This is a genomic window from Salinispora mooreana (genome assembly GCF_000379065.1).
Classification (GTDB): domain Bacteria; phylum Actinomycetota; class Actinomycetes; order Mycobacteriales; family Micromonosporaceae; genus Micromonospora; species Micromonospora mooreana.
Window position 1 is genome coordinate 542,234 of record NZ_KB900614.1, and the last position, 16,670, is coordinate 558,903.

A 16,670-nucleotide genomic window follows, 5' to 3' on the forward strand; every position below is an offset into this window, starting at 1 on the left:
CGCGGTGGAGACACTGCTCTACATCTCGGCGGTAATCGCCGCCGTCGGCGCCGCCGGCGAGGTGCTGCGCCGCGCCGGCCGCGGGACGCTGACCACCAGCCGCAAGGTGTCCCGGCTCGTTGACGACCTCGTCGGCGAGCCACCCCGCCCCGGCCTCCCCGACGGGCGGCCCGGACTCATGGCCCGAGTCGGCCGCATCGAGGGCCGCCTGGACGCCCTCGAGGAGCTGCGCCCCAACGGCGGCAGCTCGCTCAAAGACCAGGTCGGCCGGATCGCCGAGCAGGTCGGCGCCGACACCACCCCCGAGAGGAAGCCCCGATGACCCACGACTACCTGATCAGCGTGATTCGTACCGCCGTCCCCGCCGCCGTCGGCGCCCTACTCGCCTGGCTCGCCTCGCAAGCCGGGATCGTCCTCGACGGCGACTCATCCACCGCCCTCACGGCCGGCGTGGTCGCGTTAACGATGGGCGCCTACTACGCCCTCGTCCGGGTGGCCGAGGCACGGTGGCCGTGGCTGGGGGTGCTGCTCGGCACGCCGGCAGCGCCCCGATATGAGGCGCCGGGGCGGTAGGATCGCCGATGCGGTGCCGCCGGTGACGTCCCGGCCGGCGCCGACCAAGCCGCGCGACCCCGTCTGACGAAAGAGCCCCGAGGCTCTGGCCATGCATGGCCTAGTTGGGCGGGGGTTCGTGCTGTAGACAGCGCCCCGCCTAGCCTCAGGGCCAGGCGGGGCGTTTCGTCGTGTCGGGCCATCCGAGACACGCTCTTTGCCGGGTTCAGGCAGGAAACAGGGTCGGCTCGCCGATCTCGTACGGCTCCTCGATCCAGATGCCGTCCACACGCCTCGTCCGCAGCAGACCTTTATCCCAGGTCATCATCACGTTGACGCCGGCCTCCGCAGCCGATGCAAGGTGGATTGCGTCGTAGTTGCCCAGGTGGTGCACGTAGGCATACTCCCGTGCCCGTAGGGCGATCCGCCGGGAAAACTCGACCCGCACCAAGTTGGTGCTGTCTAGGGCATCTCGGCACCTGAGGTCAAGTTCGGGTGGGTAGGGATCGTTCTTACCCCAGCCCCTCACCTCGACGTACGACAAGTCGGAGATCACGACCTCCAACTTCCTGGCTTCCGCTAGGCGCAGCACCGCAAGGACCGGCTCGCAGCCATCCTTTCCAGTGATGGCGTAGATGAGGGTGTCCGAGTCGAGGTAAACCGAGGAAGGACGGTCAGGACGCGTCACGGATCTCCCTCAGGTAGTCCACCGGGTCCATGCCGCCCGTGAGATTGGGGTCAAGGCCGATCAGGTCAGTAACCGGTGCCCCTTGTAGCACGTCAAGTGACCTCATCTTGATGCTAATGGGATGGTCCTCGGCGTCGCGGGTGAGCCGGCCGGCCACCTCGACGCGTTCACCCAGCGCCGACCGGATCTCGTCGGTCTGGCTCGAGTCGAACGTGACCGCGATCCTGTCCCCAGTACGCTCGTGCCACAGCCCGGCTTCGCGGCTGCCGTGTACCGAGATCGCGTCGAGGCGGCCAACTACTGACCCAATGGAATACCGCCGAGTCCTCACCGCCGCAGCCAGGTTCTTAGCGGCCTGTCGCGTCACCATGGCCCGCGGGCCTCGAGGTTCGCCGTCCTCGAGTAACTCCACGACCAAGCCGTCGGATACGACAAGGCCGAGCAGTTGCGCCAGATCCGCCCCGGACCGTGCGGCCTGCAGGGTCCACCCGGAGGGCAACCCTTCCTGATCTTCAGCGGTGGCTAGACCCATAATCGTCGTGCCGGCAAGCTCCTTGATCGTCACGGACGTAGCGCCGTCGGCGAGGCGGTTCGGGGCAAGCGTGGTGACGAGGCTACCGAGGCGCACCTCGGTGAAACTCCACGTGGTGTGGCCGCGGGAGACAGGCCGCTTGAGGGCGGCGTCTTCGAGGCGTGTAAGCAGAGCGAGGAACCGGTCAAGCACCGCGAGCGCGCGCCGTGCATCTGCCGATCCCTCCGGACCCGGCAGCGTGACCCGCAGTTCCGTGCTCATACCACCCACCATGTCACAGTCGTCCGACCCGGCGTACCGGCATAACGGCCCACCGCACCCTGAGGTCACGCGCAGCCCAGAAAACGGGGCGCTTCGTCGTGTCCGGCGGCTATCCCGCCGTGCGCTCTTCAAGGTCCGCGCACAGCTCGGCGTACGCCTCGGCCAGCACCGCGTCAACCGTCTTCGGCGCCCACGGCTGACCACAGCCCAGGCACTGTACGGCCGGATCGGTTGCGGGTTTCACGTCGCCTCCCTGATAGCGGGGGTGACCCGGGGCCAGCATCACGCTGGCCCCGGGCCTGCGGGTCAGAAGGTCTGCCCGCCGCGGATCGAGCCCTCGAACGCGTCCCACTCGTCGGGGGTGAAGGCGAGGGCGGGGCCGTTGGGGTTCTTGCTGTCGCGCACGAACCGGCGGCCGGTCTCGTCCGCAGCAACCTCAACGCAGTTCGGGCTGCTGTTGTCGCAGCGCATCGGCTTCTTCCAGGTCAGCTCGTTCATGCTCATGAATCAACCTTTCGTTCGCCGGCCGTCTCATCCGGCCGGACATCTGTACGGGGTGGTGGGGGCGGTCCGAGTAGGTCATAGGTGAGGAGTCCGGCGTATGCCTCCGCCCAGGGCCAGCACCGCCGCGGGGTGCCACACACGGGGCAGCGGCCGTCGACCTGCTGGTGCTCGTTCAGGTCCCGCCACCAGCGGCGGACGGTCACCTCGGCCGGTGTCACCGCCGGCTCCCGGCGCGCTGCGGGGGCGCCCAGTTGCCCTGCCCGACCGAGGTCAGGTAGCCGTATGCGGTCTTGGTGGGCGGGCACGGCCACCCGGACCCGCAGGTCGGGCACCGGTCCACGCGCGGCCAGTGCTCGGTGATGATCCGCCGGGCGGACAGGATCATCCGATTACGCAGCTGGACCGTCGACAGGCCGGGGCGGGGCCGGGCACCGGTGGCCATCACCGCTGGTTGGCCCGTTGCCAGGCGAGCGGGGTCAGCAGCGGACGGCTGTCGAAGATCACCGTCGGCTGGTCCCACAGTGGGCGGTAGGCGCCGGCCCGCGCCGCGTACCGGGTGGCGGGGCCGACCGCGTCCAGCCGTGCGGGTCGGCTCCGGGGTCGGCGGAATATGGTCGGTGTAGGTGCGGTATGGCCAGTGAGCCACCGCCAAGCGTTGCGAATGGTCGTCACGAATTCGCCTCCGTCACCGTGGAATGCTCCGTGATCAGAAGGCTACGAATCGTGCAGGTTGGTGCTCAACGATGTTGCGACTAGTTGCGTCCGTCGAGCTGGGATAGCACGGTGATGACCAACGCGCGGGCGGGAGCCCCGTAGAGGGCGCTCGCCTGAAGCTGTTCGAACATCTGGCCGTAAAGGTCAATTTCCTGCGACCGGGTGACTTCGAGGCTGGCGGTGGGCGTCTCCAGCGCGACAAGCGAGTTGTCGAACATCCAGAAGCCAGCGGACGCTACTGCCGGGCGTTCGATCATCATCGGGATTATCCCCACCGATACGTTTGGCAGGGACATCACCGCGAGCAGCCGGTCGAGCTGTCCGGCCTGGGTTTCCGCCGACCCGAACCACGTTCGCAGTGCCTGCTCCTCCAAGACGACGACGAACCTCTTGCCCCGCTGGTAGATCACACGCTGGCGTTCCATGCGCACGGCGATGGCCTCGTCGAGGTCATTGGGGGCCGAGAGGATGCCGATCCAAAATGACAGCATGGCGGCGGCGTAGTCGGCGGTCTGGAACAGGCCGGGGATGACGTTGTGCTCATAGATGCGGAACTGGGTGGTCTGCTCGTACCGCGCCACCGTGTGCGCTCCGAGAACCCGTTTCATGCCCGCTCGGGCCTGCCGCCGGAACTCCAGGTAGGCGGACTCAACCGCCCGCAAGGTGGCGATCAGGTCGTCGGCCTGGTCGTCCGCGCCGCACGCCTGACACCAGGTCCGAATGTCATGGTCGGTTGGGGGCTGCACCCCATGTTCGATCTTGCTGACTCGGGTGAAGTGTTGGCCCGTGGCCGTGGCGAGTGCCCGCCCGGTGAGCCCCGCATCCTTGCGGAGCTCACGCAGACGAACACCCAGCGCCTCTTGTGCCTGCTGAGCGGCGCTAGGCGGGTTGGTAGCCATGGTGAGGTACGGCCACCTTCCACACGGCATCAAACGACGTGCGACACAACTTGATGTCCGCCGGATCGGTTGACGTCTCGTAGGCGGCGTTCAGCCCATCGCCGCTGTAGATCAGGAAGACCACCAGGCGGTCATCGAACAGGTAGAAGTCGTTACCGGGGATGCCGATGGACGACACGAGGCGCCGGGGAACCCAGCGAATGTCTTCGCCCGCGTCGACCATCGGGTGGGCGATGCTGAACGACCAACGCTGATAGTCACTAAGGGGCTCGGAGACAATCCGCGCCCGACGTGCTGTTCTGCCAGCCGCTACATGCCGGCGCAGGGTCGCGCACCAGTCGTCCAACCAGGCAAGGTCGTCGGGCTCTCCGGCCGCCCACTTGGCCATGTACGGCAGCTCAACCGAGGTTCCGTAGGAGTCCCGGGTTTCCAGGTGACTCGACTCGTGCTCGAAGGTCCGCAGCAGGCGGTCGAACTCGTCGCTACTGATCGAGGTCACGGTTGTCCTGCCTGAAGAACTGGAGCATCCGATCCGGGATCTCCACGCACGTCTCCCCCTCTGGAATGTCCATCTGCTCCAACGCCACTGGGTCCTCGACGATCCACCCCTGAACGACCCAGCTTCCTCGGTCAGTGCGGTACACGGTGGGCGAGCCTGTGGGATTCGACTTCGGGTCCTTGCCCATGAACGTTAAGCGCATGATCGTCCCCTGTCATGCTCGTTGCGATGAATTGCGATGCCGCCAGCGTGGTTGCAGCACTGCCTTGACGTCAAGAGCCCGGGCTGTCCGCTCGCAGCTGCCAGCACTCCCGCCCGCACGTCACGCCGTCACCTGTGCGTGTGGTCGCCTCAGGCGCGTCGCACTGTATGCATTCCCGTACACCCGCGGCCCTTGGATCTAGCGGATTTCGCCTCAGCCTATGCGTGTCGGACATTTAATTAGCCACAAAAGACGCGAATCCCGCTCGCGCGTATTGCCTGTCGATTGTGGATCTGCTATTACAATTGACCGGCAATGTGATCAAGCGGTGACGGGTCGTCACAAGCCGACGTGACCCCGTCGCTCACCACCACCCCCAATCCAGCACTCATCCACGACACGCCACGAGAACCCTGGCCATCTGGGTAGCACATATGTTCGACTCACGTTCCTTGTCCGACACTCAGCGGAGGTCATCTACCACGCCATGCGTCAGCCTCAGCCACCTCGCCGCCGCCCGCCCCTGATACTCATTGGCAGTCTCACAGGGTTCCTTACGATCGCGATCCTCGCCGTACTGGCCGCCACGGTCTACAGCCACGATGCGCCTATGACCGTTGGGATGGGGGGCCTCATGCTCGCCGATGCCCTACTTGGCATCGCCAGCTCCGCCCTGCTCGTGGTAGGCCATATCCGTCGCTGGATTGATGATGCGGGCGATATCCGCTGGTGGTGTGGCTACAGCGCCGCCGTCAAGGATCTCGCCGACCATGGCGCGCTACCCAAGTCAGCTAATCGCTGACACAGCAACTCGCTAAGTGCCACCCATCACATCGACGCGGTCATACGCCCGGCGAGCCCGGGCCGCCCTAGCGGATGCCCCGTAGTGCCGCAGCATCTGCGGTGAGTCCCACCCGGTCAGTTCCATTAGGTCGCCTTCCGCGCCGCCGGCATCCAGCCAGCGGTGTGCGAAGGTGTGTCGGAACATGTGCGGGTGCAGTTTGATGCCGAGTCGTTCGCCACGGCGGGCGATGACCTGGTAGATGCCAGACGGCGTCATACCCTGCTCAAGACGACGCACTCCCAGCCATAGAGCTGACAGATTGGCCGCCTTGTGGCTGGCTCGGATTCGCTTGTACCGGTCAACCGCCTGGGCGCATTTGTAATCAAACTTGACTGTTCTCTGCCGGTCGCCCTTACCAGTGACGATTGCGGTCCGGTCCGCTACCGATACGTCGCCAATCTCCAGGCCGGCGAGTTCGGCGAGGCGAACCCCCGTACAGGCGAACATGCGCAATACGGCGGCATCCCGACGAGACTCGAAGTCACGCCCGTCCTCGGCGTCCTTGACCAGGCGCTGCATGTCGGCAAGCTCCAGAACCGGTACCAGCTTCTCCCCCAGCTTCGGGGCGGCTGGCGGCACGAAGCGCTCGAACGGGTCCGGTAGATCTTCTTCCTCCGCGTGCCACTTGAAGAACTGCTGGAGGCAACGAGCGATGTTGTTGCGGTAGGACGCGGCGTACTCCTGGTCAGCGAGCCAGAGGAAGAACGCGCGCAGATGATCACGAGTAACCTCCGCCCAGGACTGCACGGGCTTGTGCTGGATCAGCCAGCCACCGAACCAGGAAACAGCGTCGGCGTACATCTCGCGAGTTCGGGCGCTCCTGCCGCGTATCCGTAGGTCCAAGACGAACGAGTCGATGAAGGGGCGAAGATGGCCCGGGTCGGGCCGGGAATGTCTCACCATCGACACATGGTACGCCCATGAATTCTTCTAAGCGAGTACTGCGTGAGCGGCTAAGCAAGATCGAGACAGTGTCCGGGGCGAAGAAAAGGCCCGATGACCTTGGCGTTTCCGCAGGTCATCGGGCCTTTGTTGGTACAGGGTGGGCGCGGCAGGTTTCGAACCTGCGACCCCTCGCTTGTAAGGCGAGTGCTCTCCCACTGAGCTACGCGCCCCGGGCGCCGGTGAGACGGGCCGGAGGCTGGCAAGCTTACCCTGCCGCCACCGGCGCCGCCCCGACGGCCGATCCGGTGTCAGGCGGCCGCCACCTCGGCCAGCGCCTTACGCCAACCCTGCTGGTCACGGGCCTCACCCGGCATGTTCATCTCGGCGAAACGGACCACACCCGCCTTGTCGATGACGAAGGTGCCCCGGTTGGCGATGCCGGCGACGTCGTTGAAGACCCCGTAGGCCTGGGCGACCGAGCCGTGCGGCCAGAAGTCGGAGAGCAGTGGGAACTGGTAGCCCTCCCGGTCTGCCCAGATCTTGTGGGCATACACCGAGTCAACGCTGACGGTGAGCACCTGAACGTCGTCATTGACGTACTGGTTCAGGTTGTCCCGTACCTCGCACAGCTCACCCTGGCAGACACCGGAGAAGGCGAGTGGGTAGAAGACCAGGAGCACCGCGCGCTTGTCTCGGAAGTCGGCGAGCCGAACCTCCTGGTTGTTCTGGTCCTTGAGCATGAAGTCCGGCGCCTGCGCGCCAACCTCGATGGACATACGGAACTCCTTGCGGTCGGGTCAAACGTCAGGAAAGCCTGCCATACGGCGGGAGTTGAGCGGTACGGAGTCAGCTACTTCTTGCTCTTCGACCCACGGCGCAGCACCAACCGCGCGCCACTCCAGTCCCGGCCAGCGTTGATCGTGGAGGTCTGCTGCAGACCGGCGGTGGGCGCGGACTCGGCGATCTCGCCGGGCTCCACGTGCCCCTCACGTCCGGCCTTCGGCGTCAGTAGCCACACGATTCCGCTGTCCGCCAGCGGGCCGAGGGCATCAACGAGCAGCTCGAAAAGGTCACCGTCGCCGTCCCGGTACCACACCAGTACCGCGTCGACCACCTCGTCGGTGTCCTCGTCAACCAGTTCCCCACAGCGGTTGGTCAGTGCGTCTCGGAGATCCTGGTCGACGTCGTCGTCGTACCCCATCTCCATGACGACCATCCCCGGCTCGATTCCGAACCGGTCCGCCAGGCTGCGTACCCCGTCGGCGGCCTGACCAGCGGTCGCGCTCACTGTCGCGTGCCTCCTCTTTCGTCCAGCTCACGGCGTCGGTCAACGTCGTGAGCCAAGTCCACACAGTTGCGGCTCGGCGCGCAAGTGGCACACCGGGTGGAACGGAATTTACCCTGCCAGAAGCGTGCGGGCACCCTGGGTGATGGCATCCTCGGTGACCAGAACCTGACGGGCCGCCGGGCCTAATGGTACGAACGAGTCAGCTGCCGCAACACGCCGCACCGCTCCGACGTATCCGGCATCGACCAAGGCCGCGATAACCCCCTCTCCCACACCGCCGGACCGCCGGGTCTCGTCCACAATCAGGACCCGGCCGGTAGCGGTGGCCTCCCGGATGAGGTCGGCAACCGGCAGCGGCGCCAGCCAACGCAGGTCAACCACGCGGCTGCCGACCCCCTCCTCGGCGAGCACCGCGGCGGCACGCAGCGACAACCGCACCCCGTTGCCGAAGGTGATGATCGTAATGTCTCCGGCCGAGCCGACACCGTAGCCGCGGGCCCGACCGATCGGCACCTGTGCGCTCGCCCAGGAACCCGGGCCCGCGTACTCGGCGAGCCACTCGCCGTCGCCCTCCGCGCGCAGGTCGCGGGTGTGGTAGAGGGCGATGGGTTCCAGGAAGACGCAGACGCTACCGTCCACCGCCGCGCTGGCCAGGCAGGTGCGCAGCATGGGTGCGGCGTCGTCCGGCCGCGCCGGCACCGCGACCACCAGACCGGGGACGTCCCGGAGCACGGAGACCGAGTTGTCATTGTGGAAGTGACCACCGACCCCCTGCTGGTACGCCAGCCCGGCAATCCGGACCACCATCGGATTGCGGTAGGCGCCCTGCGAGAAGAACTGCATGGTGGCGGCCTCGCCGCGCAGTTGGTCCTCGGCGTTGTGCAGATACCCGAGGTACTGGATCTCCGGCACCGGCAGCATCCCGGCCAACCCGGCGCCCAGTCCAAGCCCGAGGAGCGAGGTCTCATCGAGCAGGGTGTCGAAGACCCGGGCTGCTCCGAAGCGCTCCCGCAGCCCCTTCGTCACCCCGTACACCCCGCCCTTCGCCCCGACGTCCTCGCCGAACACGGCCATTCGTGGGTGGTCGAGCAGACCGTCGGCGAGGGCGGCGTTGATGCTCTGCGCGAGGGTCAGCGGGCCGGCCAGTTCGGGCACCTCTCCGCGGAAGGCCGTGGCCCGCGCAGCGGCGCCGGGGCCTTCGGCACGGGCCGCGGCGGCGGCGATGGCCCGGCCGACCCGGCCCGGCCGTCGTGGTGCCAGCGGGGCGAGGACCGCCGCCGGATCGGCCAGCTTCGGCTCCTCCAGCACCTCCTCGGCGATCCGGCGGACCTGCCAGCCGATCTCGTCGTACCGGGCCAGCAGTGCCGCGCCGGTGGCGACGCCCGCCCCGGTGAGCAGCCGGGCGGTGACCAGCAGCGGATCCCGCTCGAGGTCGGCGGCGATCTCGTCGGTGGTGCGGTACACGCTCTCAGCGTCCGCACCGGCGTGCCCCATCAGTCGGACGGTCGACAGGTGCAGCACGGCCGGTCGACGGTGTTGACGGACCCACTGCACCGCCTCCGCCGCCACCGCGTACGTCTCGACCAGGTCAGTTCCGTCGGCGGTGAAGTAGCGGACCCCCGGCTTCGCGCGCAGGGCCGCCCCGACCCAGCCCTGCGGTGACCGCACGCTGATGCCGAGGCCGTTGTCCTCGCAGAGGAACAGGACGGGCAGGCGTAGCCCGGTGTGGTCGTACCAGCCGGCGGTGTTCAGGGCGGCGGTGGCGCTGGCGTGGTTCACCGACGCGTCGCCGAAGGAGCAGAGCACGATGGCCTCTGGCGGCCACGGCGCGCTGTCGGGTGCGGTGCCCTGGTCCGCCCCGTCGACCCGGCGCGACCGCTCCAGCGCCAGCCCCAGGCCGACCGCGCGGGGCAGGTGCGAGCCGACGGTGGAGGTGGTTGGCACGACGGCGAGGTCGGCGCGGCCAAAGACTTTGTGCCGGCCGCCGGCGATCGGCTCTCGAGCCGAGGTGACCATCCCACGCAGCACGTCGCGGGCCGCCTCGGCATACCCCGGGGCGAGGGAGCGTTCCGCGCCGTCTGCCGGCGCACCCCAGGTGCTCGCGACCGCGCCGCCGGTGGCGGTAGCGGCGTGGTCGTACTCGTCCGGCGTGTGATCACCTTCGGCCTGGGCAGCGCGGACGCAGTAGAACGCGCCGGAGCGGTAGTGCAGCAGGGCCGGGTCGGTCGGCGCAAGTACGGCGGCGACAGCGGCGTTGCCCTCGTGGCCGGCCGAGCCGATGGTGTAGAAGCCCTCGCCGAAGCTACGGAGCCAGCGGCCGGCCAGATCGAGCTGGCGGCTGACGATCTGGGCGTCGAACAGCTCCAGGACCCGCACGCCGGTCAGCGGCGCCTCCTCGCGGACCGGCCGGGAGGGATCCCGACGACGACGTCCGCCGGCGACCAGTGTCCCCAATGTCGCCCGGAGTCGCTCGTCAAGATCGTACTGGGTAGTCACGCCGGACAGCATTACCGACCGAGGCCCGGAGCGCCCAGTGGGACACGACGGAGGCGGACCGGTCTACTCCGCCTCGCCGACTTCCGGGCAGCCGCAGTCGGACATCTTGGTCACCAGGACGCGCAGGTCGCTGATTTCCTGATCGCTGAGACCCGCGAGGAGCCGGGAATCGGACATCGCTTGGTGGACGCGCACGCGCACGCGCCGCCCGGCTGTGGTCACCACGAGTGACTTCTGCCGCCGATCGGCAGGGTCGATCCGGCGCTCGACCAGACCCGCCGTCTCCAACCGGTCTACCAGCGCGGTGACGTTGGACCGGTCGCAGCGCAGCTGCTCGGCGAGTTCGCGGGCGGGCAGTGGCCGGTCTGGGTCGAGTTCGTACAGGGCGCGGGCCACGGCGGGGGTGAGCCCCAGCCGGGTGATGTCGGCTTCCTGGTCCTGCTGGATGGTCGAGGCGACCTGCATGATCCGGCGGATGGCGTCCCCAGCCAGCTCCGACCGGTTGCCCTCGGGGGAGTCGGCCCGCCGGATGGTGCGATGCGCCATGACCGGCACCCTACCCGCCACAGCAGTTGAGGTGGTCAATTCCTCGAAACGACGGGTATCGGAACCCACACCCGGCCCGAGGATTCTGCTCGTCGAGGCCGACCAGCCGGGTCGTCGGGGCCGGTTGCCAAGGTCGTTGGGACCGGTTGCCAAGGTCGTTGGGACCGGTCAGCCGGGCAGGAATGAGAAGCGGACCTGGCGGGTCGGGTTGTCCCCGTTTGGGTCAACCAGGCACAGCGACTGCCAGGTGCCGAGCGCGAGCCGCCCGGCACATACCGGCAGCGTCGCGTACGGCGACAGGAAGGCGGGCAGCAGATGGTCCCGCCCGTGACCGGGGGCCCCGTGCCGGTGCCGCCACCGGTCGTCGGCGGGCAGTAGGTCGTTGAGCACCCGACGTAGGTCGTCGTCGGACCCGGAGCCGAATTCGATGAGCGCGAGCCCGGCGGTGGTGTGGGGCACGAAGACGTGCAGCAGGCCGTCCCCCTGTCCGACCACGAACCGGTCCGCCTCGGCGGTGATGTTCCGGACGGTGAGGCGTGACCCGGTCTGCACGGTTATCACTTCGGTACGCATGTGCTGAATTCTGCCCCGCAGCCCGTCCCGGCCGACCCGTGACACCGAGACACCGTCAGGCCACCCCCGAATGAGGTTACCGACGAGTACCTGTGTCGAGCATCGCGTCTCCTGCGAGTGAAGTGACGGGGAGCGCCTCGACGAGGCAGGATGACGCTATAACCTGACCAAAATCCAACCGAGGGAACGCCTGTGGCCACGGAACGCAAGCGCCCGGTGATCAGTGCCGGTCTGCCGAGCCAGCTTCCGGATATCGACCCCGACGAGACTGGTGAATGGGTCGAGTCGCTCGACGGTGTCATCGACGAGCGCGGGACGAAGCGCGCCCGCTACGTCATGCTGCGTCTGCTGGAACGAGCCCGCGAGCGTCAGGTCGGGGTGCCATCCCTGACGACCACGGACTACATCAACACCATCGCCCCAGAGCAGGAGCCCTGGTTCCCCGGCGACGAGCACATCGAGCGACGCATCCGTGCCTACATCCGGTGGAACGCCGCGATGTTGGTGCACCGGGCCCAGCGGCCGGAGATCGGCGTCGGTGGGCACATCTCGACGTTCGCCAGCTCGGCCTCGCTCTACGAGGTCGGCTTCAACCACTTCTTCCGGGGTAAGGACCACCCGGGGGGCGGCGACCACCTCTTCTACCAGGGGCACGCCTCCCCCGGCATGTACGCCCGGGCGTTTCTCGAGGGGCGGCTCAGCGAGCACCAGCTCGACGGGTTCCGCCAGGAGCTGTCGCACCCCGGCGGTGGGCTGCCGTCGTACCCGCACCCCCGGCTGATGCCAGACTTCTGGGAGTTCCCCACCGTTTCGATGGGCCTCGGCGGCGTCAACGCCATCTACCAGGCCCGGTTCAACCGCTACCTGCACCACCGCGGCATCAAGGACACCTCCGACCAGAACGTGTGGGCGTTCCTGGGCGATGGCGAGATGGACGAGCCGGAGACGCTGGGGGCGATCGGGACCGCCGCCCGCGAGGAGCTGGACAACCTCACCTTCGTCATCAACTGCAACCTGCAACGCCTGGACGGGCCGGTCCGCGGCAACGGCAAGGTCATGCAGGAGCTGGAGGCGTTCTTCCGGGGTGCCGGTTGGAACGTCATCAAGGTCGTCTGGGGCCGCGAGTGGGACCCGCTGCTCGCTCGGGACACCGACGGCGCGCTGGTCAACCTGATGAACACCACGCCCGACGGTGACTACCAGACCTACAAGGCGGAGTCCGGGGCGTACATCCGGGAGCACTTCTTCGGCCGCGACTCGCGGACCCGCAAGATGGTCGAGCACCTCAACGACGACGAGATCTGGAACCTGAAGCGGGGTGGCCACGACTACCGGAAGCTCTACGCGGCGTACAAGGCCGCGGTGGAGCACACCGGGCAGCCGACGGTGATTCTGGCCAAGACCATCAAGGGTTGGACGCTCGGCTCGCACTTCGAAGGGCGCAACGCCACCCACCAGATGAAGAAGCTGACGCTGGATGACCTGAAGACATTCCGTGACCGGCTCTACCTGGATATCCCGGACAAAGCGCTGGAGGAGAACCCCTACCTGCCGCCGTACTACCGGCCGGAGGCGAAGTCCGACGAGATCGAGTACCTGCACGAGCGCCGCCGGCAGCTCGGCGGCTACCTGCCCTCGCGGCGGCCCGGCACGAAGCGGCTCACCATCCCCGGGCCAAAGAGCTTCGGCGACGTCAAGCGCGGTTCCGGCAAGCAGAAGGTGGCCACCACGATGGCCTTCGTCCGCCTGCTCAAGGACCTGATGAAGGACAAGGAGTTCGGCCGACGCTGGGTGCCGATCGTCCCGGACGAGGCCCGTACCTTCGGGATGGACTCACTCTTCCCGACGAAGAAGATCTACTCGCCGCACGGCCAGCGCTACACCTCCGTTGACCGGGAGCTGTTCCTGTCGTACAAGGAGGCGAGCGGCGGGCAGATCCTGCACGAGGGTATCAACGAGGTCGGCTCGGTCGCCTCCTTCACCGCGGCGGGCTCCGCGTACGCCACGCACAACGAGCCGATGATCCCGATGTACATCTTCTACTCGATGTTCGGGTTCCAGCGGACCGCGGACGGGCTCTGGGCGGCGGCCGACCAGATGACCCGGGGCTTCCTGCTCGGCGCTACCGCCGGACGGACCACGCTCAACGGCGAGGGCCTCCAGCACGAGGACGGTCATTCGCTGTTGATCGCCGCCACCAACCCGGCGGTGGTCGCCTACGATCCGGCGTTCGCCTTCGAGATCGCGCACATCGTGGAGGACGGCCTGCATCGCATGTACGGCGAGGCGCAGGAGAACGTCTTCTACTACCTGACGGTCTACAATGAGCCGATCGTGCAGCCGGCGGAGCCGGCGGAGGTTGATGTCGAGGGCATCCGTAGGGGTATCTACCGGTACGCGCCGGCACCCCAGGTGGACGGCCCGTCAGCACAGCTACTCGCCTCCGGCACCGGCATGCAGTGGGCGCTCAAGGCGCAGGACCTGCTCGCCCGGGACTGGGGGGTGGCTGCCAACGTCTGGTCCGTGACCTCCTGGACCGAGCTGCGCCGCGACGCGGTCCAGACGGAGGAGCACAACCTGCTCAACCCGACCGAGCAGCAGCAGGTGCCGTACGTGACGACCAAGCTGGCCGACGCCGACGGGCCGAAGGTCGCGGTCAGCGACTGGATGCGCGCGGTGCCGGATCTGATTGCCCGCTGGGTGCCCGGCGACTACACCTCGCTCGGCACCGACGGGTTCGGCATGTCGGACACCCGGCACGCGCTGCGTCGATACTTCCACGTGGACGCGGAGTCGATTGTGGTCGCGACGTTGCGGCAGCTCGCGCTCCGCGGCGCGGTCCCGACGGGGGTTCCCGCCGAGGCGGCCAAGAAGTACGCCATCGATGACATCGGGGCCGCCCCGGTCGGTGAGACCGGCGGCGACAGCTGACCGATGGTCAACGGCCGGCCCGGCGTGGAGTGTTCCGCGCCGGGCCGGCGTCGTCTCTCCAGGTGTTCCATCCGCCCCCTACTGGGGTGCGGGCTACCCAGTGGCGGTGGCCCGGATCCCTGGCTAGGACCCCAGGCCACCGCCGGAACGGGTGACGCCAGGACAAGACCCGGTCAGCCGACGGCGGCCAGGTCGGTCAGCCGGGCGAGCGAGTCCTCCAGGTCGGCGCCGACCCGACGCAGACCGAGCCGGAGCAGGGCAGCCTTGACCGGACCGGCCGGCCAGCGTACGACGATCAGCCGCACGACCGTCCCGCCCTCCGCCTCGTCAGCGGTGAGCTGGACGTAGATCTCGGTGCGCGCCTCCGCCCGGGCACCGGCGCCCTTGGCGCGTTCCCGCCAGCCGATCAGGGTCGGCTCCTGGTAGGCGATCACCTCGGCATCATGTGCCGCGCCGCGCCCCGCCTGGACCCGCTGCCGCCGGCCGAAGCCCTCCCCAGAGAGCACTTCCGCCGCACGGACCCCGGCCAGCCAGGCCGGTAGCTGTTCAGCCCGCTGCACGACGCCCCAGACCGCTTCGATCGGCGCGGTTACGTGCGAGCTGCGTTCCACGAGGATCATTTTCCGTCTTCCTCCAGTGCGGACAACCCACGATATCGGCACTCTATGCGCTATTTCGGACGTAAACGGACAGGTGGGTAAAAGACACGCCGAAGACCCTTGCCTCTATCCGTGCGGTACGGGTATGGCCGCCACCGATGGCAAGGGGCCCTTCCGAAGGCCGGTACGGCCGGCCGTAGGCTTGGGGGCGTGACGGTACGTGTACGCTTCGCCCCCTCCCCAACCGGCATGTTCCACGTCGGCGGTGCCCGTTCGGCCCTACAGAACTGGATCTTCGCCAAGCAGCAGGGTGGGGTGTTCGTACTCCGGGTCGAGGACACGGACGCGGCCCGCAACAAGCCCGAGTGGACCGAGGGCATCCTGGCGGCGCTGGACTGGATCGGCATCGCGCGCGGCAGCTACGAAGGGCCCTACTTCCAGTCCTCGTACGCGACCGAGCACCGCGCCGCCGCCAGCCGGCTACACGAGGGCGGGCGGGCGTACTACTGCGACTGCACCCGAGAGGCGGTACAGACCCGTACCGGCTCACCACACACCGGCTACGACGGTTTCTGTCGGGATCGGAACCTGGGGCCGGGCGCCGGCCGCGCCCTCCGCTTCCGGACCCCGGACGAGGGTACGACCGTGGTGGTCGACCTGATCCGCGGTGAGCCCACCTTCGACAATCGGCTGATCGAGGACTTCGTGATCGCCCGGAGCGACGGTTCACCGGTCTTCCTGCTCGCCAACGTGGTTGACGACATGACGATGGGGATCACCCACGTCATCCGGGCCGAGGAGCACCTACCCAACACGCCGAAGCAGCAGCTGCTCTGGGAGGCACTCGGCGTGAAGCCGCCGGTCTGGGCGCATGTCCCGGTCGTCGTCAACGAGAAGCGGCAGAAGCTGTCCAAGCGCCGCGACAAGGTGGCCCTGGAGGCCTACCGCGACGAGGGCTATCTCGCCGACGCCATGTGCAACTACCTGATGCTGCTCGGCTGGGCCCCGGCCGGCGACCGGGAGATCGTCCCCTGGCCGACGATCGAGGCGGAGTTCCGACTGGAGGAGGTGAATCCCTCCTCGGCTTTCTTCGACGAGAAGAAGCTACGCGCGTTCAACGGCGAGTACATCCGCGCGCTGCCGGTCGCCGAGTTCATCGCGGCTTGCCAGCCATGGTTGACCGGCACCGCGACGATCGCACCTCCGCCGTGGCAGCCGGATGAGTTCGACGCCGAGGCGTTCGCGGCGGTGGCACCGCTGGCGCAGACCCGGATCGCGGTGCTCAGCGAGATCGTGCCCAACGTGGACTTCCTCTTCCTCGACACACCGCTGATTGACGAGGGAGCATGGGCCAAGGCGATGAAGGAGGGCGCAGGCGACCTGCTCGACGCCGTGATCGCCGCCTTCACCGCGGTGCCTTCGTGGGACGCGGATTCGACCAAGTCGACACTGGAGGCGGTCGGCGCAGAGCACGGCCTGAAACTGGGCAAGGCCCAGGCGCCCGTCCGGGTGGCGGTGACCGGCCGCCGGGTCGGTCTCCCCCTCTTCGAGTCGCTCGAGGTCCTGGGCCGCGAGCGCACGCTGACCCGGCTACGGGCAGCCCGGCTCCGCCTCCCCTGAGCGGTGAGACACACCCTGCTGTCCGGTTGTCCGGCGC

At 68.0% G+C, this 16,670-nt stretch carries 22 protein-coding genes and 1 tRNA gene; 5 read left to right on the forward strand and 18 right to left on the reverse strand.

What is annotated here, in order from left to right; translation table 11 throughout:
- Nucleotides 1-4: 4 nt before the first annotated feature.
- Nucleotides 5-322: a hypothetical protein gene (locus SALPAC6_RS0102535; protein WP_018251882.1), complete on the forward strand. Its 318-nt coding sequence runs from the start codon at nucleotides 5-7 to the stop codon at nucleotides 320-322.
- Nucleotides 319-573, forward strand: coding sequence for a hypothetical protein (locus tag SALPAC6_RS0102540; RefSeq protein WP_018251883.1), 255 nt, complete (start codon nucleotides 319-321; stop codon nucleotides 571-573). Before SALPAC6_RS0102535 ends, SALPAC6_RS0102540 begins: the two co-directional genes overlap by 4 nt.
- Before the next feature lie 205 nt (nucleotides 574-778).
- Here SALPAC6_RS0102540 and SALPAC6_RS0102545 read toward each other — a convergent pair whose 3' ends face one another.
- The 10 genes from SALPAC6_RS0102545 to SALPAC6_RS25270 form a co-directional block, all read right to left on the reverse strand.
- The gene (locus tag SALPAC6_RS0102545; protein ID WP_018251884.1) at nucleotides 779-1,240 is read right to left on the reverse strand and encodes a type II toxin-antitoxin system VapC family toxin; all 462 of its coding nucleotides are present in this window, start codon (nucleotides 1,238-1,240) and stop codon (nucleotides 779-781) included.
- Nucleotides 1,227-2,033, reverse strand: a complete 807-nt coding sequence (locus SALPAC6_RS0102550) for a hypothetical protein (protein ID WP_018251885.1) — start codon at nucleotides 2,031-2,033, stop codon at nucleotides 1,227-1,229. The genes SALPAC6_RS0102545 and SALPAC6_RS0102550 overlap by 14 nt, the downstream gene beginning before the upstream one ends.
- A 109-nt stretch (nucleotides 2,034-2,142) precedes the next feature.
- A complete protein-coding gene (locus SALPAC6_RS30675; protein WP_018251886.1) occupies nucleotides 2,143-2,277 on the reverse strand; it encodes a hypothetical protein in 135 nt (44 codons plus the stop codon).
- Between the two features lie 62 nt (nucleotides 2,278-2,339).
- Nucleotides 2,340-2,531, reverse strand: a complete 192-nt coding sequence (locus SALPAC6_RS0102560; protein ID WP_026189258.1) for a DUF397 domain-containing protein — start codon at nucleotides 2,529-2,531, stop codon at nucleotides 2,340-2,342.
- Nucleotides 2,532-2,533: 2 nt separating this feature from the next.
- Nucleotides 2,534-2,755, reverse strand: a complete 222-nt coding sequence (locus tag SALPAC6_RS25260; RefSeq protein WP_018251888.1) for a hypothetical protein — start codon at nucleotides 2,753-2,755, stop codon at nucleotides 2,534-2,536.
- A complete protein-coding gene (locus SALPAC6_RS0102565) occupies nucleotides 2,752-2,979 on the reverse strand; it encodes a hypothetical protein (RefSeq protein WP_018251889.1) in 228 nt (75 codons plus the stop codon). Before SALPAC6_RS0102565 ends, SALPAC6_RS25260 begins: the two co-directional genes overlap by 4 nt.
- Nucleotides 2,979-3,209 carry a hypothetical protein gene (locus tag SALPAC6_RS25265; protein ID WP_018251890.1) on the reverse strand — a complete coding sequence of 77 codons (231 nt, stop codon included), beginning with the start codon at nucleotides 3,207-3,209 and terminating at the stop codon, nucleotides 2,979-2,981. The genes SALPAC6_RS0102565 and SALPAC6_RS25265 overlap by 1 nt, the downstream gene beginning before the upstream one ends.
- Nucleotides 3,210-3,289: 80 nt before the next feature.
- Nucleotides 3,290-4,150 carry a helix-turn-helix domain-containing protein gene (locus tag SALPAC6_RS0102575; protein ID WP_018251891.1) on the reverse strand — a complete coding sequence of 287 codons (861 nt, stop codon included), beginning with the start codon at nucleotides 4,148-4,150 and terminating at the stop codon, nucleotides 3,290-3,292.
- On the reverse strand, nucleotides 4,131-4,649 hold the full coding sequence (locus tag SALPAC6_RS0102580; RefSeq protein WP_018251892.1) for a DUF6879 family protein: 519 nt from the start codon (nucleotides 4,647-4,649) through the stop codon (nucleotides 4,131-4,133). The genes SALPAC6_RS0102575 and SALPAC6_RS0102580 overlap by 20 nt, the downstream gene beginning before the upstream one ends.
- Entirely contained in the window at nucleotides 4,633-4,851 is a 219-nt protein-coding gene (locus SALPAC6_RS25270; RefSeq protein ID WP_018251893.1) for a hypothetical protein, read from the reverse strand. The genes SALPAC6_RS0102580 and SALPAC6_RS25270 overlap by 17 nt, the downstream gene beginning before the upstream one ends.
- A 610-nt stretch (nucleotides 4,852-5,461) precedes the next feature.
- Here SALPAC6_RS25270 and SALPAC6_RS29905 point away from each other — a divergent pair.
- On the forward strand, nucleotides 5,462-5,653 hold the full coding sequence (locus SALPAC6_RS29905) for a hypothetical protein (RefSeq protein ID WP_223874388.1): 192 nt from the start codon (nucleotides 5,462-5,464) through the stop codon (nucleotides 5,651-5,653).
- A gap of 12 nt (nucleotides 5,654-5,665) precedes the next feature.
- Here the strand turns inward: SALPAC6_RS29905 and SALPAC6_RS0102595 are convergent, their stop codons facing one another.
- The 7 genes from SALPAC6_RS0102595 to SALPAC6_RS0102625 all read right to left on the reverse strand — a co-directional run bounded on the left by SALPAC6_RS0102595 (nucleotide 5,666) and on the right by SALPAC6_RS0102625 (nucleotide 11,483).
- Nucleotides 5,666-6,496 carry a tyrosine-type recombinase/integrase gene (locus tag SALPAC6_RS0102595; protein WP_018251895.1) on the reverse strand — a complete coding sequence of 277 codons (831 nt, stop codon included), beginning with the start codon at nucleotides 6,494-6,496 and terminating at the stop codon, nucleotides 5,666-5,668.
- Between the two features lie 242 nt (nucleotides 6,497-6,738).
- Nucleotides 6,739-6,810: transfer RNA gene (locus tag SALPAC6_RS0102600), tRNA-Val, on the reverse strand.
- A gap of 78 nt (nucleotides 6,811-6,888) precedes the next feature.
- Nucleotides 6,889-7,356, reverse strand: coding sequence for a peroxiredoxin (locus tag SALPAC6_RS0102605; protein ID WP_018251896.1), 468 nt, complete (start codon nucleotides 7,354-7,356; stop codon nucleotides 6,889-6,891).
- Between the two features lie 74 nt (nucleotides 7,357-7,430).
- Nucleotides 7,431-7,868 (reverse strand): DUF3052 domain-containing protein, encoded by a 438-nt coding sequence (locus SALPAC6_RS0102610; protein WP_018251897.1) that lies wholly within the window; start codon nucleotides 7,866-7,868, stop codon nucleotides 7,431-7,433.
- Nucleotides 7,869-7,976: 108 nt separating this feature from the next.
- Nucleotides 7,977-10,376: a thiamine pyrophosphate-dependent enzyme gene (locus SALPAC6_RS0102615; RefSeq protein WP_018251898.1), complete on the reverse strand. Its 2,400-nt coding sequence runs from the start codon at nucleotides 10,374-10,376 to the stop codon at nucleotides 7,977-7,979.
- A gap of 51 nt (nucleotides 10,377-10,427) precedes the next feature.
- Nucleotides 10,428-10,910: a MarR family winged helix-turn-helix transcriptional regulator gene (locus SALPAC6_RS0102620; protein WP_026189259.1), complete on the reverse strand. Its 483-nt coding sequence runs from the start codon at nucleotides 10,908-10,910 to the stop codon at nucleotides 10,428-10,430.
- A gap of 168 nt (nucleotides 10,911-11,078) precedes the next feature.
- Nucleotides 11,079-11,483 (reverse strand): YjbQ family protein, encoded by a 405-nt coding sequence (locus SALPAC6_RS0102625; RefSeq protein WP_026189260.1) that lies wholly within the window; start codon nucleotides 11,481-11,483, stop codon nucleotides 11,079-11,081.
- A 192-nt stretch (nucleotides 11,484-11,675) separates the two neighbouring features.
- On the opposite strand from SALPAC6_RS0102625, the gene aceE reads away from it, so the two are divergent.
- Entirely contained in the window at nucleotides 11,676-14,414 is a 2,739-nt protein-coding gene (aceE, locus tag SALPAC6_RS0102630; protein WP_018251901.1) for a pyruvate dehydrogenase (acetyl-transferring), homodimeric type, read from the forward strand.
- Nucleotides 14,415-14,587: 173 nt separating this feature from the next.
- On the opposite strand, the gene SALPAC6_RS0102635 is transcribed toward aceE, so the two are convergent.
- Nucleotides 14,588-15,034: an SRPBCC family protein gene (locus tag SALPAC6_RS0102635; protein WP_018251902.1), complete on the reverse strand. Its 447-nt coding sequence runs from the start codon at nucleotides 15,032-15,034 to the stop codon at nucleotides 14,588-14,590.
- A gap of 189 nt (nucleotides 15,035-15,223) precedes the next feature.
- Between SALPAC6_RS0102635 and gltX the strand changes: the two genes are divergently transcribed.
- Complete coding sequence (gene gltX / locus SALPAC6_RS0102640) at nucleotides 15,224-16,633, forward strand: glutamate--tRNA ligase (protein WP_026189261.1); 1,410 nt, start codon at nucleotides 15,224-15,226, stop codon at nucleotides 16,631-16,633.
- Nucleotides 16,634-16,670 lie beyond the last annotated feature (37 nt).

What these genes read in the sequence shown, in the direction of transcription:
- SALPAC6_RS0102540 (WP_018251883.1), top strand. Translation starts at nt 319, where the DNA reads ATGACCCACGACTACCTGATCAGCGTGATTCGTACCGCCGTCCCCGCC.
- SALPAC6_RS0102550 (WP_018251885.1), bottom strand. Translation starts at nt 2,033, where the DNA reads ATGAGCACGGAACTGCGGGTCACGCTGCCGGGTCCGGAGGGATCGGCA.
- SALPAC6_RS0102560 (WP_026189258.1), bottom strand. Translation starts at nt 2,531, where the DNA reads ATGAACGAGCTGACCTGGAAGAAGCCGATGCGCTGCGACAACAGCAGC.
- SALPAC6_RS0102565 (WP_018251889.1), bottom strand. Translation starts at nt 2,979, where the DNA reads ATGGCCACCGGTGCCCGGCCCCGCCCCGGCCTGTCGACGGTCCAGCTG.
- SALPAC6_RS0102575 (WP_018251891.1), bottom strand. Translation starts at nt 4,150, where the DNA reads ATGGCTACCAACCCGCCTAGCGCCGCTCAGCAGGCACAAGAGGCGCTG.
- SALPAC6_RS25270 (WP_018251893.1), bottom strand. Translation starts at nt 4,851, where the DNA reads ATGCGCTTAACGTTCATGGGCAAGGACCCGAAGTCGAATCCCACAGGC.
- SALPAC6_RS29905 (WP_223874388.1), top strand. Translation starts at nt 5,462, where the DNA reads ATGACCGTTGGGATGGGGGGCCTCATGCTCGCCGATGCCCTACTTGGC.
- SALPAC6_RS0102595 (WP_018251895.1), bottom strand. Translation starts at nt 6,496, where the DNA reads ATGTACGCCGACGCTGTTTCCTGGTTCGGTGGCTGGCTGATCCAGCAC.
- SALPAC6_RS0102605 (WP_018251896.1), bottom strand. Translation starts at nt 7,356, where the DNA reads ATGTCCATCGAGGTTGGCGCGCAGGCGCCGGACTTCATGCTCAAGGAC.
- SALPAC6_RS0102615 (WP_018251898.1), bottom strand. Translation starts at nt 10,376, where the DNA reads ATGCTGTCCGGCGTGACTACCCAGTACGATCTTGACGAGCGACTCCGG.
- SALPAC6_RS0102620 (WP_026189259.1), bottom strand. Translation starts at nt 10,910, where the DNA reads ATGGCGCATCGCACCATCCGGCGGGCCGACTCCCCCGAGGGCAACCGG.
- SALPAC6_RS0102625 (WP_026189260.1), bottom strand. Translation starts at nt 11,483, where the DNA reads ATGCGTACCGAAGTGATAACCGTGCAGACCGGGTCACGCCTCACCGTC.
- SALPAC6_RS0102635 (WP_018251902.1), bottom strand. Translation starts at nt 15,034, where the DNA reads ATGATCCTCGTGGAACGCAGCTCGCACGTAACCGCGCCGATCGAAGCG.